This window comes from Streptomyces sp. TE5632 (genome assembly GCF_054061295.1).
The window spans coordinates 2,985,355-3,004,256 of sequence record NZ_JBSSEA010000003.1; the positions used below are offsets into that span (position 1 = coordinate 2,985,355).

The following is an 18,902-nucleotide window of genomic DNA, read 5'->3' on the forward strand; positions in this document are numbered from 1 at the left end:
CATGCCACGTGGACGTCACCGCCATTCCCCGCCCCTGCACAGGATGCTGCCCCCGTCGGCGATCGCAGGCGTCTCCTTCGTCTGTGCCCTGGGGCCCTGGGTGTTCACGCAACCGATGACGCTTCGCCTCCTGGCCGCCGCCGCGGCGGTCACGGCGATCATCGGTGCGGTGGTCATGCGGCACTGGGACGTCCTGGCCGGCAAGCAGGTCGCCGACCTCACGCGCGCGCGGGCCGGTGACGAGTGGCGGTTCGAGGAGCGGGTCGCCGAACTGGAGGCCGATCTCGAAGAGTCGCGCGAACTGCGCGTCAAGCTGGAGCAGCGGCTGCGCGCCAAACGCGCGGAGCTGGCCGGGCTGCGCAACGAGCACGCGGCACTGCTCCGGCGGTACGCCGCCGCGGAGACCGAGCGGGCGAGCGTTCTGGAGGAGCGCCGGGTGCTCGAGATAGAGGCGGCGGTCCCGGCCCGTGCGTTGCCGGCGGGTCCTTCGGCGCGGTCCGGGGACGAGACCGCCGGGACGGCGTCCGTGCCTGCTGCCAGGAGCGAGGACGGAATCGCGGGCGGGGCCGCGGTGGAGGAAACGACCGGGGCGGAAGCGGTCGAGGCCGAGCCGACGGTTCCTTCGGTCTTCTCACCCGAGGGCTCCAAGCTGTTCCTGCGGGCCGAGGCGGCGCTGGCCCGGCTCGGCGACGACGCGCGGGAGGAGCACCACGACACTCCCGGGGACGACGCCTCCGGGGACGACGTCTCCGAGGACGACTCCCCCGAGGACGACGGCCCCGAGCCCGCGAGGAAGCGGAAGCCGGAGCAGCCGCAGAAGGACGGGGCGGAGGGGCAGCCGGGAACGGTCGGCGAGCACGGGCGCGCGGCCTCCTCCGGCCCGGGCACCGACACCGGCACCGCGCCCGAGGAGCCGTCCCAGCCCGAGCAGTCGGCCCCGCCCGGCCGCTCGGTGCGGCCCTCCGGGCACTTCACCGTGCCGACCGCGGTCGCGGTCGTACCGCCGACGGAGCCCGTCCGGCGTCCGGTGACCGACGGCGGGTTCGACTTCTTCGGTACGCAGAAGGACGAGGAGCCAGGCCGGGAGAACGTCCAGAACGAGGACCTCGCCGATGTCGTCGGACAGGAGGCCCTGGCTCTGCGCAAGACCGAGGACGACGCCGAGTCCAAGCCGGCCGGCGAGGACGCACGGGCCGTCAGCCAGGTCATCGATCTGACGGCGCACGACGAGCCGGAAGAGGCCGGCCCGGACGGTGCGGTCGACCCGGACGGCACAGCCGCCGCGGCCGGCGCCAAGGGACTGCGCAGCGCGGTCTCCTGAAGCACCACACGCGTTTCCGGGGTTCGGGGGTTCCGGAGTCAGGCCATCCAGCGGTCCGGGCGGGCGTCCCTGCGGCCGGTCCGGGAACGCTCCGCCTGGGCCCGCAGCAGCTCCGCCGCCTCGTCGGCGTCCCGGAGCCGGGCCGTCACGGACTTGTCGGCCCCGGTGTCCACATGGACGTCCGCGACGCCCCGGGCGCGCTGCCAGGGCCCCTGGACCAGCCGCACGCTCTGCACCTTGGCGTGCGGCACCAGGGCGACGGTCCGGTTCAGCAGGCCGTGCCGCGCGGCGAACACGGTGTCGGTGACGGCGAGCCCGTAGCCGCGCCACCACACCGGCACGCACCACCGGGCGCGCCGCGGCGGCCGGGACAGTTCCGCGTGCGACGGCACATGGACGCCGGGGAGCACGCGCGCGACGACGGACTCGGCGATCTCGCGCGGAGCGACCGGCAGCAGCAGGGAGTTGGACGAGCCGGCCACGTCGAGTTCGACCCGCACCCAGCCCCGTCGCCGCCACAGCAGCGGCTCCACGATCCGCACGGTCTGCACCCGTCCCGGCGGCACCGTCTCGTGCGCCCGGTCCAGCAGCCCGTGGTCGATCCGCAGTCCGTCGGGCGACTCTCCCAGGGTCCAGTCGTACTCGGTGACGAACCGGCCGACGCTGCTCGCACCCGCCGCGCCGAACAGCGGTACGGCGGCGGCGAGGAGCGTCCACAGGTTGTGGGTGGCCATCCACAGCAGCGGCACCACGACGAGGGCGGCGATCAGCCAGACCCAGGTCCCGCCGGTCAGTACGAGGGAGAGGGCGAGGACGCCGGGCGGCACGCGCAACAGCTGCCGGGACGGCGCCTCGCCCACCTCGTGCGCCGTCTCGGGTGCGAAACCCGCTGCCCGCGCGAGCAGTTCGGCGCGCAGCGCGCGGGCGTGGTCGGCACCCAGGAAGGCCAGTTCGTCCTTTTTGTCGGTGCCGATGACGTCGAGTCTGAGTTTCGACACACCCGCGATCCGCGCGAGCAGCGGCTGGGTGACGTCGATGGCCTGGATCCGCTCCAGCCGGATGTGCGCGGTGCGGCGGAACAACAGCCCGGTGCGGATGCGCAGTTCGCTGTCGGTCACCGCGAAATGGGTGAACCACCAGGTCAGGAAGCCGTAGAGGGCGGCGGCCGGGATGAGGACGCCGAGGCCGATCAGCAGGGTCGTCGTGGTCAGCCGGGTCAGCTGACGCTGCGCCTGGTCCGGGTCGTGCAGCGCCCACCCGATGACGACCGCTATGGGCGCCCACGCCCGCCTGAGCGGCGTGACGGGGTGCAGCCGGCGCTCGATCACCGGGCGCCGCTCACGTACGTCCTCGTGGACCTCCGGGGCCGTCACAGCCCCGCCGATCGGGCCTCGCCCAGCTCCGTGAGCCGGTCGCGCAGCCGTTCGGCCTCGGCCGGGTCGAGGCCGGGGATGGTGGCGTCGGTCGCCGCGGCCGCCGTGTGCAGCTGCACGCTGGCCAGCCCGAAGTGCCGTTCGACGGGACCGGAGGTGACCTCCACCAGCTGCATCCGCCCGTACGGCACGATCGTCTCCTGGCGCCACAGGACGCCCCGGCTGATCAGCAGGTCGTCGGCGCGCTCGGCGTACCGCCAGGAGCGCCAGTTGCGCTCCAGCATCACCCAGCCCCAGGCCAGCACGGCCAGCGGCAGCACGGCGAAGCCGGCCCAGCCGGGCCCGGCCAGCAGTCCCGGGACCAGCCCGGCGGCCAGGGCGAGCAACCCCAGCCACACCACGAGCATCAGCCGGCGCAGCTTCAACAGCCCCGGTGGCAGCGCGATCCACCGCGGTCCGTCGCCGGGGCCCACCGGCTCCACCGCTGTCCCCGTGTCGTGCGGGTTCCCCGTCTCCATGGCCCCAGCGTACGGAGGCCCCGGCGTGCGCGGGCCCCTGCGTGTGTGGGGGAGACTGTGGTCATGACTCCTACGACGGAGACCACGGTCGGCATCGGCGGCGCCGCGGAGAGCACCGACATGGTGCTCAACATCGGGCCCCAGCATCCGTCCACGCACGGCGTGCTGCGGCTGAAGCTCGTCCTGGACGGCGAGCTCATCAACCACGCGGAGCCCGTGATCGGCTATATGCACCGGGGCGCGGAGAAGCTGTTCGAGGCGCGTGACTACCGCCAGATCATCATGCTGGCCAACCGTCACGACTGGCTGTCGGCGTTCTCCAACGAGCTGGGCGTGGTCCTCGGGGTGGAGCGGATGCTCGGCATGGAGGTCCCCGAGCGCGCGGTGTGGCTGCGCACGCTGCTCGCGGAGCTGAACCGGGTGCTCAACCACCTGATGTTCCTCGGTTCCTATCCGCTGGAGCTCGGCGGCATCACGCCGATCTTCTACGCCTTCCACGAGCGCGAGGAGCTCCAGCACGTCATGGAGGAGGTCTCCGGCGGCCGCATGCACTACATGTTCAACCGTGTGGGCGGCCTCAAGGAGGACCTTCCGGCGGGATGGACCACGCGCGCGCGAGCCGCGGTCGCCGACGTGCGCTCCCGCATGGACCGCTTCGACGACCTGGTGCTCGGCAACGAGATCTTCCGGGGCCGCACCCGCGGGGTGGGCGTCCTCTCCGCGGACGTCGTGCACGCGTACGGCGTGAGCGGGCCGATCGCCCGTGCCTCGGGCGTCGACTTCGACCTGCGCCGCGACGAGCCGTATCTCGCCTACGGCGAACTGGGTGACGTCCTGAAGGTCGTGACCCGCGAGGAGGGCGACTGCCTCGCCCGCTTCGAGTGCCTCCTGGAGCAGACGTACAACTCCCTCGACCTCGCCGCCGCCTGCCTCGACCGGCTCGCCGACCTGCCGCCGGGACCGGTCAACCAGCGGCTCCCGAAGGTCCTCAAGGCTCCCGAGGGGCACACCTACGCGTGGACCGAGAACCCGCTCGGCATCAACGGGTACTACCTGGTCAGCAAGGGTGAGAAGACGCCGTACCGGCTGAAGCTGCGCTCGGCGTCGTACAACAACATCCAGGCGCTCACCGAACTGCTGCCGGGGACGCTGGTCTCGGACATGGTGGCGATCCTGGGGTCGATGTTCTTCGTGGTGGGCGACATCGACAAGTAACCGGCAAGTAACCGGCAAGTAACCGGCAAGCAGCTGACACGCAGGGGTCAGTCCGCGAGGACGTCCGGGATGCCCACGGGCTGCAGCAGCCACCCGAAGTCGCCGAGCCCGCCCGTCGCGATGAGTTCGGCGGCCTGGGAGGCGCCCGCGAGGGCGCGTACGTAGCCGGCGGGGTCGGCGGACGCCAGTGTGAGCGGGGGGCGCGCGCCGGTGAGGCCCAGGGAGCGCAGGGCCGCCCGCTGAGGGAGCAGGCGGGCACCGGGGAGCGCGCAGGCCGCCGCGCAGGAGTCGAGGGCGACGTGCGCGGTGATGTCGCACGACCCGTCCGGTACGGGCGTCGTCTCCCGCCCTCCCCAAAAGCCCGTGAGGGTTCCGAACGGCGGGCGCGCGTCCGCCGAGTGCGCGTAGTCCACGGCGACGGCGAGCCCCCGCTCGAGCGTCCCGACCGCCGACGCCCACGCCACGTCCCGGGACAGCCCGATCTCCGCCCGCAGCCCCTCCCCGGCCGGCAACGGCCACCACCGGGCCAGCCACTCGGCCTCCGGGCCCGTGACCGGCGCCCCGAGCCGTTCCGTGCCGTCCTCCCGCACCAGCACCAGGCGTGGGATGCCCGCCGGGTCCACCTCGGCGACCTCCAGGGGCACGTTGTCCAGCCACTCGTTGGCGAACAGCAGTCCGGTGATCCGTTTCCGGGGGCTCGGTCCGCCACTCGATGCCGCGGTCGAGTCCGTCGGGACGGCCGGCGAGTTCGACGGCGTACGCACGCACGCGCGCCGCCACCTCGGCGGGCAGTGCGGCGAGTACGCCCGTGACCAGTTCGCCCCGGCCCGCCCCCATGTCCACGAAGTCGAGCGCCGCGGGCCGCCCCAGCGCCTCGTCGACCCGGCACAGCAGCCGGGCCACGGCCCCCGCGAACAGCGGTGAGGCGTGCACCGACGTACGGAAGTGCCCGGCGGGGCCCTCCGGCCGACGGTAGAAGCCTTCCGGCCCGTACAGGGCGGTCCGGGCCGCCGCCCCCCAACCGCGCCAACCGCCTTCCGCCCCCGCCGTCACCGGCGCCCCCCGCTCGTCGTCGCTGTCACGGAGCCAGGTTAAGCGCGCGGATATGCCGGGCCTCCACCTTGCGGAGTACGCGTGCCGATCGGGGATCGGCCCTCCGGTTGACCCCTGCACGCATTCTGCTTCCCTACGCTGGGTCACGTGCAGCGCCTCTATGATTTTCTCCGCAGACACCCGACATGGGTCGACGGCTTCTGGGCCGTGGTCCTGTTCGGGATTTCGTTGTTCAGCGGAGCGCCCGTCGAGGAGGGCCACGGGACCCCGCCGAAGGCCCTGGCCGTACCGCTCATGCTGCTGCTGTCGCTGGTCGTCGCGCTGCGCCGCCGGATGCCGGAGCGGATGCTGGTCCTGGCCGTCGTGGTGGGCCTGCTCCAGGTGGTCCTGAACGTGGCGACGGCACCCGCCGACTTCGCCCTGCTGGTGATCGTCTACACGGTCGCCGCCGTCGGCGCCCGCTGGGCCTCCCGGCTGGCGCTGGCCGCCGGCCTGTGCGCGGCTCCCGTGGCGCAGGCGCGCTGGCCGTTCGAGGACGTGAGCGTGGCGGGCAACATCGCCATGGTGATATTCCAGACCGTGCCCTTCGCCCTCGCCTGGGTGCTCGGCGACTCCATGCGCACCCGGCGTGCCTACTTCGCCCAGCTGGAGGAGCGCGCCGCCCGGCTGGAGAAGGAGCGCGAGGCGCAGGCCAAGGTCGCGGTCGCCGCCGAACGCGCCCGCATAGCGCGTGAACTGCACGACGTCGTCGCCCACAACGTGTCGGTGATGGTGGTCCAGGCCGACGGCGCCGCCTACGTCCTCGACGCCGCGCCCGACCAGGCGAAGAAGGCCCTGGAGACCATCTCCTCCACCGGCCGCCAGGCCCTCGCCGAGATGCGCCGCCTGCTCGGCGTGCTGCGCACCGGCGAGCACGAGGAGGCCGGCGAGTACGTGCCGCAGCCCGACGTGCAGCAGATCGAGGACCTCGTCGCGCAGTGCCGGGAGGCCGGACTGCCGGTGGACTTCAAGGTCGAGGGCACCCCGCGCCCGCTGCCCAGCGGCGTCGAACTCACCGCGTACCGCATCGTGCAGGAGGCGCTCACCAACACCCGCAAGCACGGCGGGCCCAACACGGGCGCCAGTGTGCGCCTGGTGTACTTCGACGACGGTCTCGGCCTGCTGGTCGAGGACGACGGCAAGGGCGCCCCGCACGAGCTGTACGAGGAGGGCGGGTTCGACGGCCAGGGCCACGGTCTGATCGGCATGCGCGAGCGGGTCGGTATGGTCGGCGGCACCCTGGACGCGGGTCCGCGGCCGGGCGGAGGATTCCGCATCAGTGTTCTGCTGCCGCTCAAACCCGGCCCCTGACACCCGGACGCTTGCGTACGCCCTTCGTTGACACCTGTAACACTGGCCTGGAACCGGACTGGAAGAGGACCCGATGGCGATCCGCGTGATGCTCGTCGACGACCAGGTGCTGCTGCGCACCGGGTTCCGGATGGTGCTCGACGCCCAGCCGGACATGGAGGTCGTGGCGGAGGCGGGCGACGGCGTGGAGGCCCTCCAGGTGCTGCGTGCCACCCCCGTCGACGTGGTGCTCATGGACGTCCGGATGCCGAAGCTGGACGGGGTGGAGACGACCCGCCGGATCTGCGCGGACACGGACCCGCCGAAGGTGCTGATCCTGACCACCTTCGACCTCGACGAGTACGCCTTCTCCGGGCTGAAAGCGGGCGCCTCCGGCTTCATGCTCAAGGACGTGCCCCCCGGCGAACTGCTCGCCGCCATCCGCGCGGTGCACAGTGGTGACGCCGTGGTCGCGCCGTCCACCACCCGCCGGCTCCTGGACCGCTTCGCCCCCATGCTGCCGACCACCGCCGAGCAGCCCCGGCACAAGGCGCTGGAGCGGCTCACCGAGCGGGAGCGGGAGGTCATGGTGCTGGTCGCGCAGGGCCTGTCCAACGGCGAGATCGCGGCCCGGCTGGTGCTGTCGGAGGCGACGGTGAAGACGCACGTGGGCCGCATCCTGACCAAGCTGGGGCTGCGGGACCGGGTGCAGGTGGTGGTCCTCGCCTACGAGACGGGACTGGTACGGGCCGGCGGACACGGCTGACCGGGGGCCCCGGCGTCGGTAGGGTCGGCGCATGCTGCTGTGGATCAACGGCCCTTTCGGGGGCGGTAAGACACAAACCGCGTACGAGATACACCGTCGTCTCCCGAGCAGCGTCATCTGCGACCCGGAGCACGCCGGATTCGGGCTGCGCCGCATGCTGCCGCCCGAACTGCGGGGAGACTTCCGGGATCTGCCCTCCTGGCGGCAGGGCGTCGTCGAGGTCCTCGACCTCGTCCTGACCCGGCACGACGGCGTCGTGATCGCGCCGATGACGGTCACGGACTCCGGCCACTTCGCCGAGACGGTCGGCCGGCTGCGCGAACTCGGCCACGACGTAAACCACTTCGCCCTCCTCGCCGAACGGGAGACGGTGCTGAGGCGGCTGCGCGAACGCGGCCTCGGACGCCTGCTGCGCTCCGCCACCGGGAAGAACGCCTTTCTGCGCCGCGAGAGTTGGGCCGTGCAGCAGCTCGACCACTGTCTGGAGCGGCTCGCCGAACCGGAGTTCGCCGAGCATCTGTGGACGGACCGCACCACCGTGCCGAAGACGGCGGACCGCATCGCCGTACTGGCGGGGCTGGAGCTGCGCCCCAACCGTGAGGGCCCGCTGCGCACCCGGCTGCGGCAGGCGCGCGTCGGACTCCGGCACATCCGCTTCGACTGAGGCTCCCGCTGACGCCACGGGCGCTACCGCCCGGCCGTCCCCGTCGTCGTCGCCGTCAGCCGGTTCACGAAGTCCGCGGCCGCCGTCCGCACGTCGTCGGGGGTCCACTCCAGGCCGGCCGCCCGCACGTACACCTCGGTGAGCGCCAGGCCGGGGCCCCGCTGCTCCCAGCCGTTGGCGAACAGCATGGTCCCCGTCTCCTCGGCCGTGCGGACCGCCGCCTGTGCGAGGGTCTCCGCGTCGTACGGCAGCCACACCTGGAAGTCGTGGGTGTGCGGCACCTCGGGATGGACGCGTGTCCACGGCACCCCTGCCGTGGCCAGGCCCTCGCGCAGCGCGGCGGCCACCACGCGCGCGTGGGTGACGTACTCCGGCAGCCGGGGCAGCTCCCGCTCCAGGCCGATCAGGGCCGACAACGCGGTCGGGAACTGCTGGAAGGCGGTGCCGCCGTACCGGTGCCGCCAGGCCTTCGCCTCCGCCACCAGCGCCCTGGGACCGGCGAGGGCCGCGCCGCCGAAGCCGTCGAGCGACTTGTAGAACGACACGTAGACGCTGTCCGCCAGGCCGGCGATCTCGTCCAGTGGCCGGCCGAAGTGGACGGCGCACTCCCACAGCCGGGCCCCGTCGAAGTGCACCACGGCCTCGCGTTCCCGCGCGGCGTCCACCACTTCGGTGAGCTCCTCCCAGGTGGGCAGCAGGAAACCGGCGTCCCGGAGGGGGAGCTCCAGCATCAGCGCGCCGAAGGGCTCCTCGAAGTCCCGCACCTCGGCTGCGGTCGGCGTCCGGGGCTCGCTCGTCACCCGCACCGGACGCAACCCGGCGACCCGGCTGAACGCGTTCCGCTCGTGGACCTCGGGGTGGCTGAGCCCGTGCAGGGCGACGACGGGGTTGCCGGTACGGCCCGCCCAGCAGCGCAGCCCCACCTGCTGGGCCATCGTGCCGGTCGGGAAGAACGCGGCGGCCTCGGTGCCGAGGAGCCCGGCGACCCGCTCCTCCAGCGCCTCGACGACACCGTCGCCGTACAGGTCGGACGCCTCGTCCAGGTCGTACCGGCCGTCCGCCTCCGCCAGCAGCGCCAGCCGTTCCCGGAGCGTGCCCAGGAACCCGGGGCGGGCGAGGACGCGCGGGGCACCGCGGTAGGCGGCGACCCGCCGTTCGCGGAGCTCGCGGTGCGGCTCCCCGCCGGGTTCGGCTCTCCGTTCCCTGCCGGTGCGCCGCTCGTCCTGTCCCGCCGTGCCGTTCCCCGCCGTGTCACCCATGCCCGGGATCATCCCCCGCGCGGGGGAGCGAGGGCAGCAGAGTTTCCGTTCCGCGTTCCGCGTTCCGCACACGACGGCGCCACGAAGCGGGCACAGAGTGCACAACGGCGACGGCGCGGCCGAACACCCGGGGAACCGATCGCGTTAGCATGACGAGAAATCGTCCGGTACCCCGAGCGGACTGGAACGGGAAGGCCGCCGTCGCGTGAACACAGCCCCACAGCCGGATCCCAGGGACCGCCCCGCGCGGCTCACCGTCGGCGTCGTCGGCGCCGGGCGGGTGGGCCCGGCCCTGGCCGCGTCCCTCCAACTCGCCGGACACCGCCCGGTGGCCGTCTCCGCCGTCTCCGCCGCGTCCAGGAGACGCGCCGAGCAACTGCTCCCCGGCGTACCGGTGGTCCCGCCCGCCGAGGTGCTGGAGCGGGCCGAGCTGGTGCTGCTGACCGTCCCGGACGACGCGCTGCCCGAACTGGTCTCCGGGCTCGCCGGGACGGGTGCGGTACGGCCGGGGCAACTCCTCGTGCACACCTCCGGGCGGTACGGCGCGAAGGTGCTGGACCCCGCCCTGCGGGCCGGGGCGCTGCCGCTGGCCCTGCACCCGGCGATGACGTTCACCGGGACCCCCGTGGACGTGCAGCGGCTCGCCGGGTGTTCCTTCGGCGTGACGGCGCCCGAGGAGCTGCGGCTGGCCGCCGAGGCGCTGGTGATCGAGATGGGCGGCGAGCCGGAGTGGATCGCCGAGGAGAACCGCCCGCTCTACCACGCGGCCCTCGCCCTGGGCGCCAACCACCTGGTCACCCTGGTCGCGCAGTCCCTGGAACTGCTGCGCACCGCCGGGGTCGGGGCACCCGACCGGATGCTCGGCCCGCTGCTCGGCGCGGCCCTGGACAACGCCCTGCGCTCCGGCGACGCGGCCCTCACCGGCCCCGTCGCGCGCGGTGACGCCGGCACCGTCTCCGCGCACGTCGCCGAGTTGCGGCGGCACGCCCCGCAGGCCGTCGCCGGCTATCTGGCGATGGCCCGCGCGACCGCGGACCGCGCCCTCGCCCACGGCCTGCTGAAGCCGGAGCTCGCCGAGGACCTGCTCGGGGTACTCGCCGGCGGGACCACGGGCGCCTCCGGCGACACGGGCGCCTCCGGTGAAGGCGAAGGCGAAGGGGAATCCCGATGACCACCACCCTGCTGCGCACCGCCGGTGAACTGCACGCCCGCGCGCGTACGGGCCGCCGCGCCGTGGTGATGACCATGGGCGCCCTGCACGAGGGCCACGCCACCCTGATCCGCGCCGCACGCGACATCGCGGGCGCCGACGGCGAGGTGGTGGTCACCGTCTTCGTCAACCCGCTGCAGTTCGGCGAGGGCGAGGACCTCGACCGGTACCCGCGCACCCTGGACGCCGATCTCGACGTCGCCGGACGGGCGGGCGCCGACGTCGTCTTCGCCCCGTCGGCCGACGAGGTCTACCCGGGCGGCGAGCCCCAGGTCCGGATCAGCGCCGGCCCCATGGGCGAACGCCTGGAAGGCGCCGCCCGCCCCGGTCACTTCGACGGCATGCTCACCGTCGTCGCCAAACTGCTGCACCTCACGCGCCCCGACGTCGCCCTGTACGGCCAGAAGGACGCCCAGCAGCTCGCCCTGATCCGCCGCATGGTGCGCGACCTGAACTTCGGCGTCGACATCGTCGGAGTCCCCACCGTCCGCGAGGACGACGGACTGGCCCTGTCCAGCCGCAACCGCTATCTCTCCGCCGCGGAGCGGCGCACCGCCCTCGCACTGTCCGGCGCGCTGTTCGCCGGCCGGGACCGGCACGCCGCGCAGGAGGCGCTGCGCGCGCGGGCCCGCGAGGTGCCCTCCACGCGCGCGCGTGCCGAGGCGCTCAGCGCGCTGGGCGAGTCCCGCGCGGCGGCCGACGCGCACGCCGTCGCCACGGCGGCCGGCCCGGCGGCCGTCCGTGCCGCCGCCCGCCAGGTCCTCGACGGGGCCGCCCGCCTCACCCCGCCGCTCACCCTGGACTACCTGGCCCTGGTCGACCCCTCGGACTTCACCGAGATCGGCGACGGCTTCGCCGGCGAAGCCGTCCTCGCCGTGGCCGCCCGGGTCGGGACGACCCGCCTGATCGACAACGTCCCCCTGACCTTCGGCACTCTCGGAGCCGCCTCGTGACCAGCACCGGCATACGACTGCACGCGCCCGCGCCCGGGTGGTCCATCGACGCGGACGTCGTGGTCGTCGGCTCCGGTGTCGCCGGACTGACCGCGGCGCTGCGCTGCGAGGCCGCCGGGCTGGCCACCGTCGTCGTCACCAAGGCCCGGCTCGACGACGGCTCCACCCGCTGGGCCCAGGGCGGCATCGCCGCGGCCCTCGGCGAGGGGGACACCCCCGAGCAGCACCGGGACGACACCCTGGTGGCCGGCGCGGGCCTGTGCGACGAGGAAGCGGTCCGCATCCTCGTCACCGAGGGCCCCGACGCCGTACGCCGGCTCATCGCCACCGGCGCCCACTTCGACGAGTCCTCCGAGGGCGGCCTGGAACTGACCCGTGAGGGCGGTCACCACCGCCGGCGCATCGCGCACGCGGGCGGGGACGCAACCGGCGCGGAGATCTCCCGCGCGCTGGTGGAGGCCGTACGTACGGTCGGGAGGGGCGAGCGCGAAGCGCTCTCGGGCAAGGGCGGTGGTGGGCGACGGGCGGGAATGCGCACCATCGAGAACGCGCTCGTCCTGGACCTGCTGACGGACGCCGAGGGCCGCACCGCGGGTGTGACCCTGCACGTCATGGGGGAGGGCCAGCACGACGGCGTGGGGGCCGTGCACGCCCCCGCGGTGGTGCTCGCGACCGGCGGCATGGGCCAGGTGTTCAGCGCGACCACGAACCCCTCCGTCTCCACCGGCGACGGTGTGGCGCTGGCCCTGCGCGCGGGCGCCGAGGTCAGCGACCTCGAGTTCGTCCAGTTCCACCCGACCGTCCTGTTCCTCGGCCCCGACGCGGAGGGCCAGCAGCCCCTGGTCTCCGAGGCGGTACGCGGCGAGGGCGCCCACCTGGTCGACGCCGACGGCGTGCGCTTCATGGTGGGGCAGCACGAGCTCGCCGAGCTCGCCCCGCGCGACATCGTCGCCAAGGGCATCATGCGCCGGATGCGGGAGCGGAACGCCGAGCACATGTACCTCGACGCCCGCCACTTCGGCGCCGAGATGTGGGAGCACCGCTTCCCGACGATCCTCGCGGCCTGCCGCGCCCACGGCATCGACCCGGTCACCGAGCCCGTCCCGGTCGCCCCGGCCGCCCACTACGCCTCCGGCGGCGTCCGCACCGACTCCCGGGGCCGCACCACCGTCCCCGGTCTGTACGCGTGCGGGGAGGTCGCCTGCACCGGCGTGCACGGCGCCAACCGGCTCGCCTCCAACTCCCTCCTGGAGGGCCTGGTCTACGCCGAGCGCATCGCCGCCGACATCGCCGCGAGCCGGACCGGGAACACCCTCCGCGCGCGCGTGCCCCAGCCCCTCCCGCAGGCCGACCGACCCGGGCACCCCCTGCTCCCCCCGGAGGCCCGCTCCACCATCCAGCGGATCATGACCCGGGGAGCCGGTGTGCTGCGCTCCGCCGACTCGCTCGCCCGGGCCGCCGACGGGCTCCAGCGGCTGCACGCCGACGCCCGCGACGCCCTCGACGAGAACGGCAAGACCGCCGAGCCCGGCGTCGACACCTGGGAGGTCACCAACCTCCTGTGCGTGGCCCGCGTCCTGGTCGCCGCCGCGCGGCAGCGCGAGGAGACCCGCGGCTGCCACTGGCGCGAGGACCGGCCCGAGCGCGACGACACCGCCTGGCGCCGGCACATCGTCGTACGGCTGAATCCGGACCGCACGCTGGCGGCGCACACCACCGACGCCACAGACTTCCCCCCGACCCTCCCCCTCCAGGCCCCCCAGGAGCAGTGACTGCCGTGACCACCCCAGATCTTCCCCTCGTCCCGTCCGGTGGCTGCGGCGACGGCTGCGCCTGCGGCGCGGACTCCGACGAAGCCCACGACGGCTACGACGGCTACGACGGCTACGACGACTACACGGAGTGCGGCCTCGACCCCGCGCTCGCCCAGCTCCTGGCCGACGCCGGTCTGGACCCGGTGGAGGTCGAGGACATCGCCCAGGTCGCCATCCAGGAGGACCTGGCGGGCGGCGTGGACGTGACGACGGTCGCGACCATCCCGGAGGACGCCGTCGCCACCGCCGACTTCACCGCGCGGGAAGCGGGCGTCGTGGCGGGCCTGAGGATCGCCGAGGCCGTCATGTCGGTGGTCTGCACGGCGGAGTTCGAGGTCGAACGGCACGTGGAGGACGGCGACCGGGTGGAGGCCGGCGACAAGCTGCTCTCCGTCACCGCCCGCACCCGGGACCTCCTCACGGCGGAGCGCAGTGCCCTGAACCTCCTGTGCCGTCTGTCGGGCGTCGCGACGGCCACGCGCGCGTGGGCGGACGTCCTGGAGGGCACCCGGGCCGAGGTCCGCGACACCCGCAAGACCACCCCGGGCCTGCGCTCCCTGGAGAAGTTCGCCGTGCGCTGCGGCGGCGGCGTCAACCACCGCATGTCGCTCTCCGACGCGGCCCTGGTCAAGGACAACCACGTCATCGCCGCGGGCGGTGTCGCCCAGGCATTCCAGGCGGTCCGGGAGCGCTTCCCCGACGTACCGATCGAGGTCGAGGTCGACACCCTGCACCAGCTCCGTGAGGTCGTGGACGCCGGCGCCGACCTGATCCTGCTGGACAACTTCACGCCCGGTGAGTGCGAGGAGGCCGTGGCCGTCGTCGCCGGCCGGGCCGCGCTGGAGGCGTCCGGCCGGCTCACCCTCGGCAACGCCAAGGCGTACGCCGACACGGGAGTCGACTACCTCGCCGTGGGAGCCCTCACCCACTCCTCGCCGATCCTGGACATCGGCCTGGACCTGCGGGAAGCGGAGTAGGGGCCGGCCATGCTGCTGACGATCGACGTGGGCAACACCCACACCGTCCTGGGGCTGTTCGACGGCGAGGACATCGTCGAACACTGGCGGATCTCCACCGACCCGCGCCGTACGGCCGACGAGTTCGCGGTCCTGCTCCAGGGCCTGATGGGCATGCACCCCCTGCTCGGCGACGAACTGGGTGACGGCATCGACGGCATCGCCATCTGCGCGACGGTCCCCTCCGTCCTGCAGGAACTCCGTGAGGTGACCCGCCGCTACTACGGAGACGTGCCCGCGGTGCTGGTCGAGCCGGGCGTGAAGACGGGCGTGCCGATCCAGTTCGACAACCCCAAGGAGGTCGGCGCCGACCGCATCATCAACGCGGTCGCGGCGAACGAGCTCTACGGCGGTCCGGCGATCGTCGTCGATTTCGGCACCGCCACCACCTTCGACGCGATCTCGGTGCGCGGGGAGTACGTCGGCGGGGTCATCGCGCCCGGCATCGAGATCTCGGTGGAGGCCCTCGGGGTAAGGGCCGCGCAGCTGCGCAAGATCGAGGTGGCGCGGCCCCGGAGCGTGATCGGCAAGAACACGGTCGAGGCGATGCAGTCCGGCATCGTCTACGGCTTCGCCGGCCAGGTGGACGGCGTGGCCCGCCGGATGGCCCGCGAGCTCTCCGACGACCCCGACCAGGTGACCGTCATCGCGACGGGCGGACTGGCGCCGATGGTCCTGGGCGAGAGCGCGGTCATCGACGAGCACGAGCCCTGGCTGACCCTCATCGGCCTGCGCCTGGTCTACGAACGGAACGTGTCGCGGATGTGAGGGAGCGGGCGGACGCCTTCCACCTGGGTGGACGCCCCACGCCACACCCATTCGCTATGCGAGGTTTGTCTGATTAGCGCGTATCGTCACGGCATGCCCACGCCCTACGGAACGCGCGGCGGCATGGTGTTCGGCGCGGAGGAGCTGCGTGTGCTCCGCCGTGCCCTCGCCCTCGCCCTGCACCCCACGTCCGCCTCGGCCGAAGACGTCCAGGACTGCCTCCGCCTCGCCGACTCCCTCGACGAGGCGATGCGGGAGTACACCAGGCTGCGCGCCTTCCTGGTGGCCGACCTCGGCCGCTACCGCGCCGCCCTCCCCGGCACCGCCGCCGGCTACCTCGCGCTCCTGGAGGAGGCGCTGGGCGCCGGATACCGCCCCGACCCCGACGACCTCGCCGCGCTCCGGGCGCTGCGCGGCAACCCCACCGCCGCCGCCCTCCTGGACCGCTGCCGGCTCCTCGCCGAGCAGGACGTACGCGCCCGCCTCGCCGGCCGTGCGGTCCCTGCCGCCGCCCCCCTGCCCGGCGTCCCGGTCTCCCGCACCCGGCTTCTCGCCCTGCCGGGCGGCCAGGCTCAGGACGCCGAGGGTGCCGAGGGCTCGGAGAAGCCGGAGAAGCCCGAGAGGGCCGAGAGGACCGAGAGGACCGAGAAGAAGCCGGAGCGCGAGCCGTCCGCCCCGCGGCCCGAGCCCGCGCCGAACCCGGCTCCCGCCCCCGGTGCGCCGAAGCCCGGCCGCCCCTTTCCCACCCCGGGCGAGGTCTTCCCCCGCCGCAAGCCGGCTCCGCCCCCGTCGGGCCGGAGGCTGGCCGCGGGCTGAAAAACCCGCCGCACCGCGCACACCCCGGCCCGGCCGTCCGTCGCGCCCTGGCTACCCTGGACCCATGGAATACGTCGCCGCGTTGCTGCCCTCGGCCGTCATGGCCGCCCTCTTCATCGCTGTGATCCGGGTGATCGTGAAAACCCAGGGCGGCGCCAACAAGGCCAAGGAGGACGCCGCCGTGGACGCGGCCCTCGCCCGCGCGGAGGGCGCCCGGCAGTCCTCCGCCGGGGCCGACGGCTGACCGGGAGCCGGTCCGGGCGTGCGGCTCGGGCGTGGTCGAGCACGGCTCGCGCGCCCTTTTTGTTCGCGTTCGCCGATGTTCGAGCACGTTCGGTGCGCAGCAGGCGGTATTTCCCACTACTGTGCAGTTGTGCCTCGCCCATTGGGAGAACTCGAAGACGCGGTCATGACGCGGGTGTGGAAGTGGAACCGCCCGGTGACCGTTCGGGAAGTCCTGGAAGATCTGCAGAAGGAACGGTCCATCGCGTACACCACGGTGATGACCGTTCTGGACAATCTCCATCAGAAGGGCTGGGTGCGCCGTGAGGCGGAAGGCCGGGCCTATCGATATGAGGCGGTCTCCACCCGCGCCGCCTATGCCGCCGCGCTGATGAACGAGGCGTGGTCGCAGAGTGACAACGCCGCCGCCGCACTCGTCGCCTTCTTCGGCATGATGAGCGAGGAACAGCGTCAGTCCCTCACGGACGCGGTACGCGTTGTCGGGCTGCCGGAAACGACGGAACAACCCCGCCCGACCGAACAACCCGGATCTGCTCGACAACCCGGCCCGGCGGAACCTCCGGGCGAGAACCCCGCCTCCGCAGAGGGCCGCGGCGGGCGATAGCGTCCGCTCATGTCAGCAGACAGCCCCGATGCCACCGCGAAAGCCATCACCGTCCGCCGGGCCCGCACCAGCGATGTCCCGGCCGTGCGCCGCCTCCTGGACGCCTACGTCCGCAAGGGCATCCTGCTCGACAAAGCAACGGTGACGCTTTACGAGGCGATCCAGGAGTTCTGGATCGCGGAACGGGACGACAACGCCGAGGTGGTCGGCTGCGGCGCGCTGCATGTGATGTGGGAAGACCTCGCGGAAGTCCGTACTCTCGCCGTGAAGCCCGGTCTGAAGGGCGCCGGTGTGGGCCACCACTTGCTGGAGAAGTTGCTGCAGACCGCCCGCTGGCTCGGTGTTCGCCGGGTTTTCTGTCTGACCTTCGAAGTCGAGTTCTTCGGCAGGCACGGCTTCGTGGAGATCGGTGAGACACCGGTCGACACCGATGTGTACGCCGAGCTGCTGCGTTCCTATGACGAGGGAGTCGCGGAGTTCCTGGGTCTCGAACGAGTGAAACCGAACACCCTGGGCAACAGCCGGATGCTTCTGCATCTGTGATCGTCGCCGTTCCGTACCCGTGTTCCGTGCCCGATGCCATGCGGCGGAGGGCCCGCGCGCAACGCCAAGACATATTCCGCATCGCGTCCTTGCCCTCGTTCCCTATGTCCGAAACGCGCACGTTTTCGGGCTGAGGGAGGGTGGCGGCCCTCTCCCCGGGGTTTGTGTTTTTTCGTCAAAAGCGGTTTGCTTTCCGAGGTACTGCAGTAGTTCATATAACAAGGGGACGGCGATACGGCGGATGCCGGTACATCCCGGTCCTCAAGTTGTCGATGAAAGGAAATCCGGTGGCACAGAAGGTTCAGGTCCTTCTTGTCGACGACCTCGACGGCGGCGAGGCGGACGAGACCGTGACGTTCGCGTTGGACGGCAAGACATACGAGATCGATCTCACCACCGCCAATGCGGACAAGCTCCGCGGCCTTCTCGAGCCTTACGTGAAGGGCGGCCGTCGTACGGGAGGCCGTGCTTCGGGTGGTCGCGGAAAGGCCCGCGCTTCTTCCGGCGGCAACCAGGACACCGCGGCGATCCGCGCCTGGGCGAAGGCGAACGGTCACGAGGTCAACGACCGCGGCCGTGTTCCCGCGGCCATTCGCGAGGCCTACGAGCGGGCGAACGGCTGAGCGTCGGTTCGACCGGCCTCGCGCATGTCGGCCGACGGCCGGTCGCCGGCGCGCAGCAGTCGAACGCGGTGGCACTGAGTGGCCACCGTGCTCACCAGTCGTACGAGATCGGGGGCGCCGTCCCGGCCCCCCGTCGCCGACAGCGTCGGCAGCGAGGCCTCGACCTCGTGCCCCGGCCCGGGGGGTCGCAGCCAGACGGCGGCCCCCTGTGAACCGGCGCGGCCCGCAGGCGGCCGGAGAGCACCGAGGCCGGCCGCAGGGGGCGGCGGAGCGTCGATGAGACCGCCCGCGCCGATCGCGGCGAGATCGAGGGCCAGCGTGCCCCACTCCAGCCAGTCGAGCAGTCCCGGCAGTTCCTCCGCGCTGCCCGCGGCCACCAGCAGCAGCATCCGGCCGCGCTGCAGGGCCACCGGAAACCCCGTGGCCGCCGGTCCTGGCCGCCGCCCCGCCCGCCCGTCACCCCGCAGGCGCTCCAGTGCCGCGTGTCCCGCCTCGGCGGGTACGTCCAGGACGTCGAAGCGCACTCCCACCGACAGACGCACCGGCTCCCCGGGCACCGTCGGCCAGCCCTGTTCGTTCTCGTACCAGTGCCGAACCGGATCGTTCGGTTCGACTGGTTCGATCGGTTCGTCTGGCTCGCTCGGGCCGACCATGCCAAGTGCAACCGCCGGAAGGCCGTTCGGGTTACGCTGGGTGTATACGCATGCGCACAGAGTGTCGAACAGGGGGCGCGAGGGGCTGCGGGGAGCTGCAAGGTTGTTCGCCCGTAGCGGAGGGAACCCGTGCACTCGGCATGGATTGTCGGTGGCAGCGG

The 18,902-nt window shown here is 73.0% G+C and carries 19 protein-coding genes and 1 pseudogene; 15 read left to right on the top strand and 5 right to left on the bottom strand.

Features of this window, described 5'->3' with window-relative positions; all coding sequences use genetic code 11:
• Window position 1: 1 nt before the first annotated feature.
• A complete protein-coding gene (locus ACVW19_RS18860; protein WP_457460516.1) occupies window positions 2–1,321 on the top strand; it encodes a hypothetical protein in 1,320 nt (439 codons plus the stop codon).
• A gap of 38 nt (window positions 1,322–1,359) precedes the next feature.
• Here the strand turns inward: ACVW19_RS18860 and ACVW19_RS18865 are convergent, their stop codons facing one another.
• Together ACVW19_RS18865 and ACVW19_RS18870 are read right to left on the bottom strand one after the other, a co-directional pair.
• A complete protein-coding gene (locus ACVW19_RS18865) occupies window positions 1,360–2,694 on the bottom strand; it encodes a PH domain-containing protein (protein ID WP_457460517.1) in 1,335 nt (444 codons plus the stop codon).
• Window positions 2,691–3,212 (bottom strand): PH domain-containing protein, encoded by a 522-nt coding sequence (locus ACVW19_RS18870; RefSeq protein WP_457460518.1) that lies wholly within the window; start codon window positions 3,210–3,212, stop codon window positions 2,691–2,693. The genes ACVW19_RS18865 and ACVW19_RS18870 overlap by 4 nt, the downstream gene beginning before the upstream one ends.
• Window positions 3,213–3,275: 63 nt before the next feature.
• Here ACVW19_RS18870 and ACVW19_RS18875 point away from each other — a divergent pair, with 63 nt between their 5' ends.
• Complete coding sequence (locus ACVW19_RS18875; protein WP_457460519.1) at window positions 3,276–4,427, top strand: NADH-quinone oxidoreductase subunit D; 1,152 nt, start codon at window positions 3,276–3,278, stop codon at window positions 4,425–4,427.
• A gap of 47 nt (window positions 4,428–4,474) precedes the next feature.
• Here ACVW19_RS18875 and ACVW19_RS18880 read toward each other — a convergent pair.
• Window positions 4,475–5,480: pseudogene (locus tag ACVW19_RS18880) on the bottom strand (SAM-dependent methyltransferase).
• 147 nt (window positions 5,481–5,627) lie between these two features.
• Here ACVW19_RS18880 and ACVW19_RS18885 point away from each other — a divergent pair.
• The 3 genes from ACVW19_RS18885 (at window position 5,628) to ACVW19_RS18895 (ending at window position 8,239) form a co-directional block, all read left to right on the top strand.
• Window positions 5,628–6,830: a sensor histidine kinase gene (locus ACVW19_RS18885; protein ID WP_457460520.1), complete on the top strand. Its 1,203-nt coding sequence runs from the start codon at window positions 5,628–5,630 to the stop codon at window positions 6,828–6,830.
• A 73-nt stretch (window positions 6,831–6,903) separates the two neighbouring features.
• The gene (locus tag ACVW19_RS18890) at window positions 6,904–7,575 is read left to right on the top strand and encodes a response regulator (protein ID WP_457460521.1); all 672 of its coding nucleotides are present in this window, start codon (window positions 6,904–6,906) and stop codon (window positions 7,573–7,575) included.
• A gap of 31 nt (window positions 7,576–7,606) precedes the next feature.
• The gene (locus ACVW19_RS18895) at window positions 7,607–8,239 is read left to right on the top strand and encodes an AAA family ATPase (protein WP_457460522.1); all 633 of its coding nucleotides are present in this window, start codon (window positions 7,607–7,609) and stop codon (window positions 8,237–8,239) included.
• 23 nt (window positions 8,240–8,262) lie between these two features.
• On the opposite strand, the gene ACVW19_RS18900 is transcribed toward ACVW19_RS18895, so the two are convergent.
• Complete coding sequence (locus ACVW19_RS18900) at window positions 8,263–9,510, bottom strand: threonine aldolase family protein (RefSeq protein ID WP_457460523.1); 1,248 nt, start codon at window positions 9,508–9,510, stop codon at window positions 8,263–8,265.
• Between the two features lie 193 nt (window positions 9,511–9,703).
• Here ACVW19_RS18900 and ACVW19_RS18905 point away from each other — a divergent pair, with 193 nt between their 5' ends.
• From ACVW19_RS18905 to ACVW19_RS18950, 10 genes are all read left to right on the top strand, one after another.
• The gene (locus ACVW19_RS18905; protein ID WP_457460524.1) at window positions 9,704–10,669 is read left to right on the top strand and encodes a Rossmann-like and DUF2520 domain-containing protein; all 966 of its coding nucleotides are present in this window, start codon (window positions 9,704–9,706) and stop codon (window positions 10,667–10,669) included.
• A complete protein-coding gene (panC, locus tag ACVW19_RS18910; protein ID WP_457460525.1) occupies window positions 10,666–11,661 on the top strand; it encodes a pantoate--beta-alanine ligase in 996 nt (331 codons plus the stop codon). Before ACVW19_RS18905 ends, panC begins: the two co-directional genes overlap by 4 nt.
• Window positions 11,658–13,433, top strand: coding sequence for an L-aspartate oxidase (locus ACVW19_RS18915; protein ID WP_457460526.1), 1,776 nt, complete (start codon window positions 11,658–11,660; stop codon window positions 13,431–13,433). Before panC ends, ACVW19_RS18915 begins: the two co-directional genes overlap by 4 nt.
• A gap of 5 nt (window positions 13,434–13,438) precedes the next feature.
• Complete coding sequence (gene nadC / locus ACVW19_RS18920; RefSeq protein ID WP_457460527.1) at window positions 13,439–14,452, top strand: carboxylating nicotinate-nucleotide diphosphorylase; 1,014 nt, start codon at window positions 13,439–13,441, stop codon at window positions 14,450–14,452.
• A 9-nt stretch (window positions 14,453–14,461) separates the two neighbouring features.
• The gene (locus ACVW19_RS18925) at window positions 14,462–15,259 is read left to right on the top strand and encodes a type III pantothenate kinase (protein ID WP_457460528.1); all 798 of its coding nucleotides are present in this window, start codon (window positions 14,462–14,464) and stop codon (window positions 15,257–15,259) included.
• A 123-nt stretch (window positions 15,260–15,382) separates the two neighbouring features.
• Window positions 15,383–16,075 carry a hypothetical protein gene (locus ACVW19_RS18930; RefSeq protein WP_457464673.1) on the top strand — a complete coding sequence of 231 codons (693 nt, stop codon included), beginning with the start codon at window positions 15,383–15,385 and terminating at the stop codon, window positions 16,073–16,075.
• 64 nt (window positions 16,076–16,139) lie between these two features.
• Window positions 16,140–16,319 (top strand): hypothetical protein, encoded by a 180-nt coding sequence (locus ACVW19_RS18935; RefSeq protein ID WP_457460529.1) that lies wholly within the window; start codon window positions 16,140–16,142, stop codon window positions 16,317–16,319.
• Between the two features lie 165 nt (window positions 16,320–16,484).
• Window positions 16,485–16,922, top strand: a complete 438-nt coding sequence (locus tag ACVW19_RS18940) for a BlaI/MecI/CopY family transcriptional regulator (protein ID WP_457464674.1) — start codon at window positions 16,485–16,487, stop codon at window positions 16,920–16,922.
• 9 nt (window positions 16,923–16,931) lie between these two features.
• Window positions 16,932–17,465: an amino-acid N-acetyltransferase gene (locus tag ACVW19_RS18945; protein ID WP_457460530.1), complete on the top strand. Its 534-nt coding sequence runs from the start codon at window positions 16,932–16,934 to the stop codon at window positions 17,463–17,465.
• Window positions 17,466–17,752: 287 nt separating this feature from the next.
• Window positions 17,753–18,088, top strand: coding sequence for a histone-like nucleoid-structuring protein Lsr2 (locus tag ACVW19_RS18950; protein WP_202281346.1), 336 nt, complete (start codon window positions 17,753–17,755; stop codon window positions 18,086–18,088).
• Here ACVW19_RS18950 and ACVW19_RS18955 read toward each other — a convergent pair.
• Complete coding sequence (locus ACVW19_RS18955; protein WP_457460531.1) at window positions 18,067–18,741, bottom strand: SCO3374 family protein; 675 nt, start codon at window positions 18,739–18,741, stop codon at window positions 18,067–18,069. The two genes, ACVW19_RS18950 and ACVW19_RS18955, sit on opposite strands and share 22 nt — an antisense overlap.
• Between the last annotated feature and the right edge of the window lie 161 nt (window positions 18,742–18,902).

Excerpts from the sequence above, each read along its gene's own strand:
- ACVW19_RS18860 (WP_457460516.1), top strand. The coding sequence starts at position 2 with ATGCCACGTGGACGTCACCGCCATTCCCCGCCCCTGCACAGGATGCTG.
- ACVW19_RS18870 (WP_457460518.1), bottom strand. The coding sequence starts at position 3,212 with ATGGAGACGGGGAACCCGCACGACACGGGGACAGCGGTGGAGCCGGTG.
- ACVW19_RS18875 (WP_457460519.1), top strand. The coding sequence starts at position 3,276 with ATGACTCCTACGACGGAGACCACGGTCGGCATCGGCGGCGCCGCGGAG.
- ACVW19_RS18890 (WP_457460521.1), top strand. The coding sequence starts at position 6,904 with ATGGCGATCCGCGTGATGCTCGTCGACGACCAGGTGCTGCTGCGCACC.
- ACVW19_RS18895 (WP_457460522.1), top strand. The coding sequence starts at position 7,607 with ATGCTGCTGTGGATCAACGGCCCTTTCGGGGGCGGTAAGACACAAACC.
- ACVW19_RS18900 (WP_457460523.1), bottom strand. The coding sequence starts at position 9,510 with ATGATCCCGGGCATGGGTGACACGGCGGGGAACGGCACGGCGGGACAG.
- panC (WP_457460525.1), top strand. The coding sequence starts at position 10,666 with ATGACCACCACCCTGCTGCGCACCGCCGGTGAACTGCACGCCCGCGCG.
- ACVW19_RS18925 (WP_457460528.1), top strand. The coding sequence starts at position 14,462 with ATGCTGCTGACGATCGACGTGGGCAACACCCACACCGTCCTGGGGCTG.
- ACVW19_RS18930 (WP_457464673.1), top strand. The coding sequence starts at position 15,383 with ATGGTGTTCGGCGCGGAGGAGCTGCGTGTGCTCCGCCGTGCCCTCGCC.
- ACVW19_RS18935 (WP_457460529.1), top strand. The coding sequence starts at position 16,140 with ATGGAATACGTCGCCGCGTTGCTGCCCTCGGCCGTCATGGCCGCCCTC.
- ACVW19_RS18940 (WP_457464674.1), top strand. The coding sequence starts at position 16,485 with ATGACGCGGGTGTGGAAGTGGAACCGCCCGGTGACCGTTCGGGAAGTC.
- ACVW19_RS18945 (WP_457460530.1), top strand. The coding sequence starts at position 16,932 with ATGTCAGCAGACAGCCCCGATGCCACCGCGAAAGCCATCACCGTCCGC.
- ACVW19_RS18955 (WP_457460531.1), bottom strand. The coding sequence starts at position 18,741 with ATGGTCGGCCCGAGCGAGCCAGACGAACCGATCGAACCAGTCGAACCG.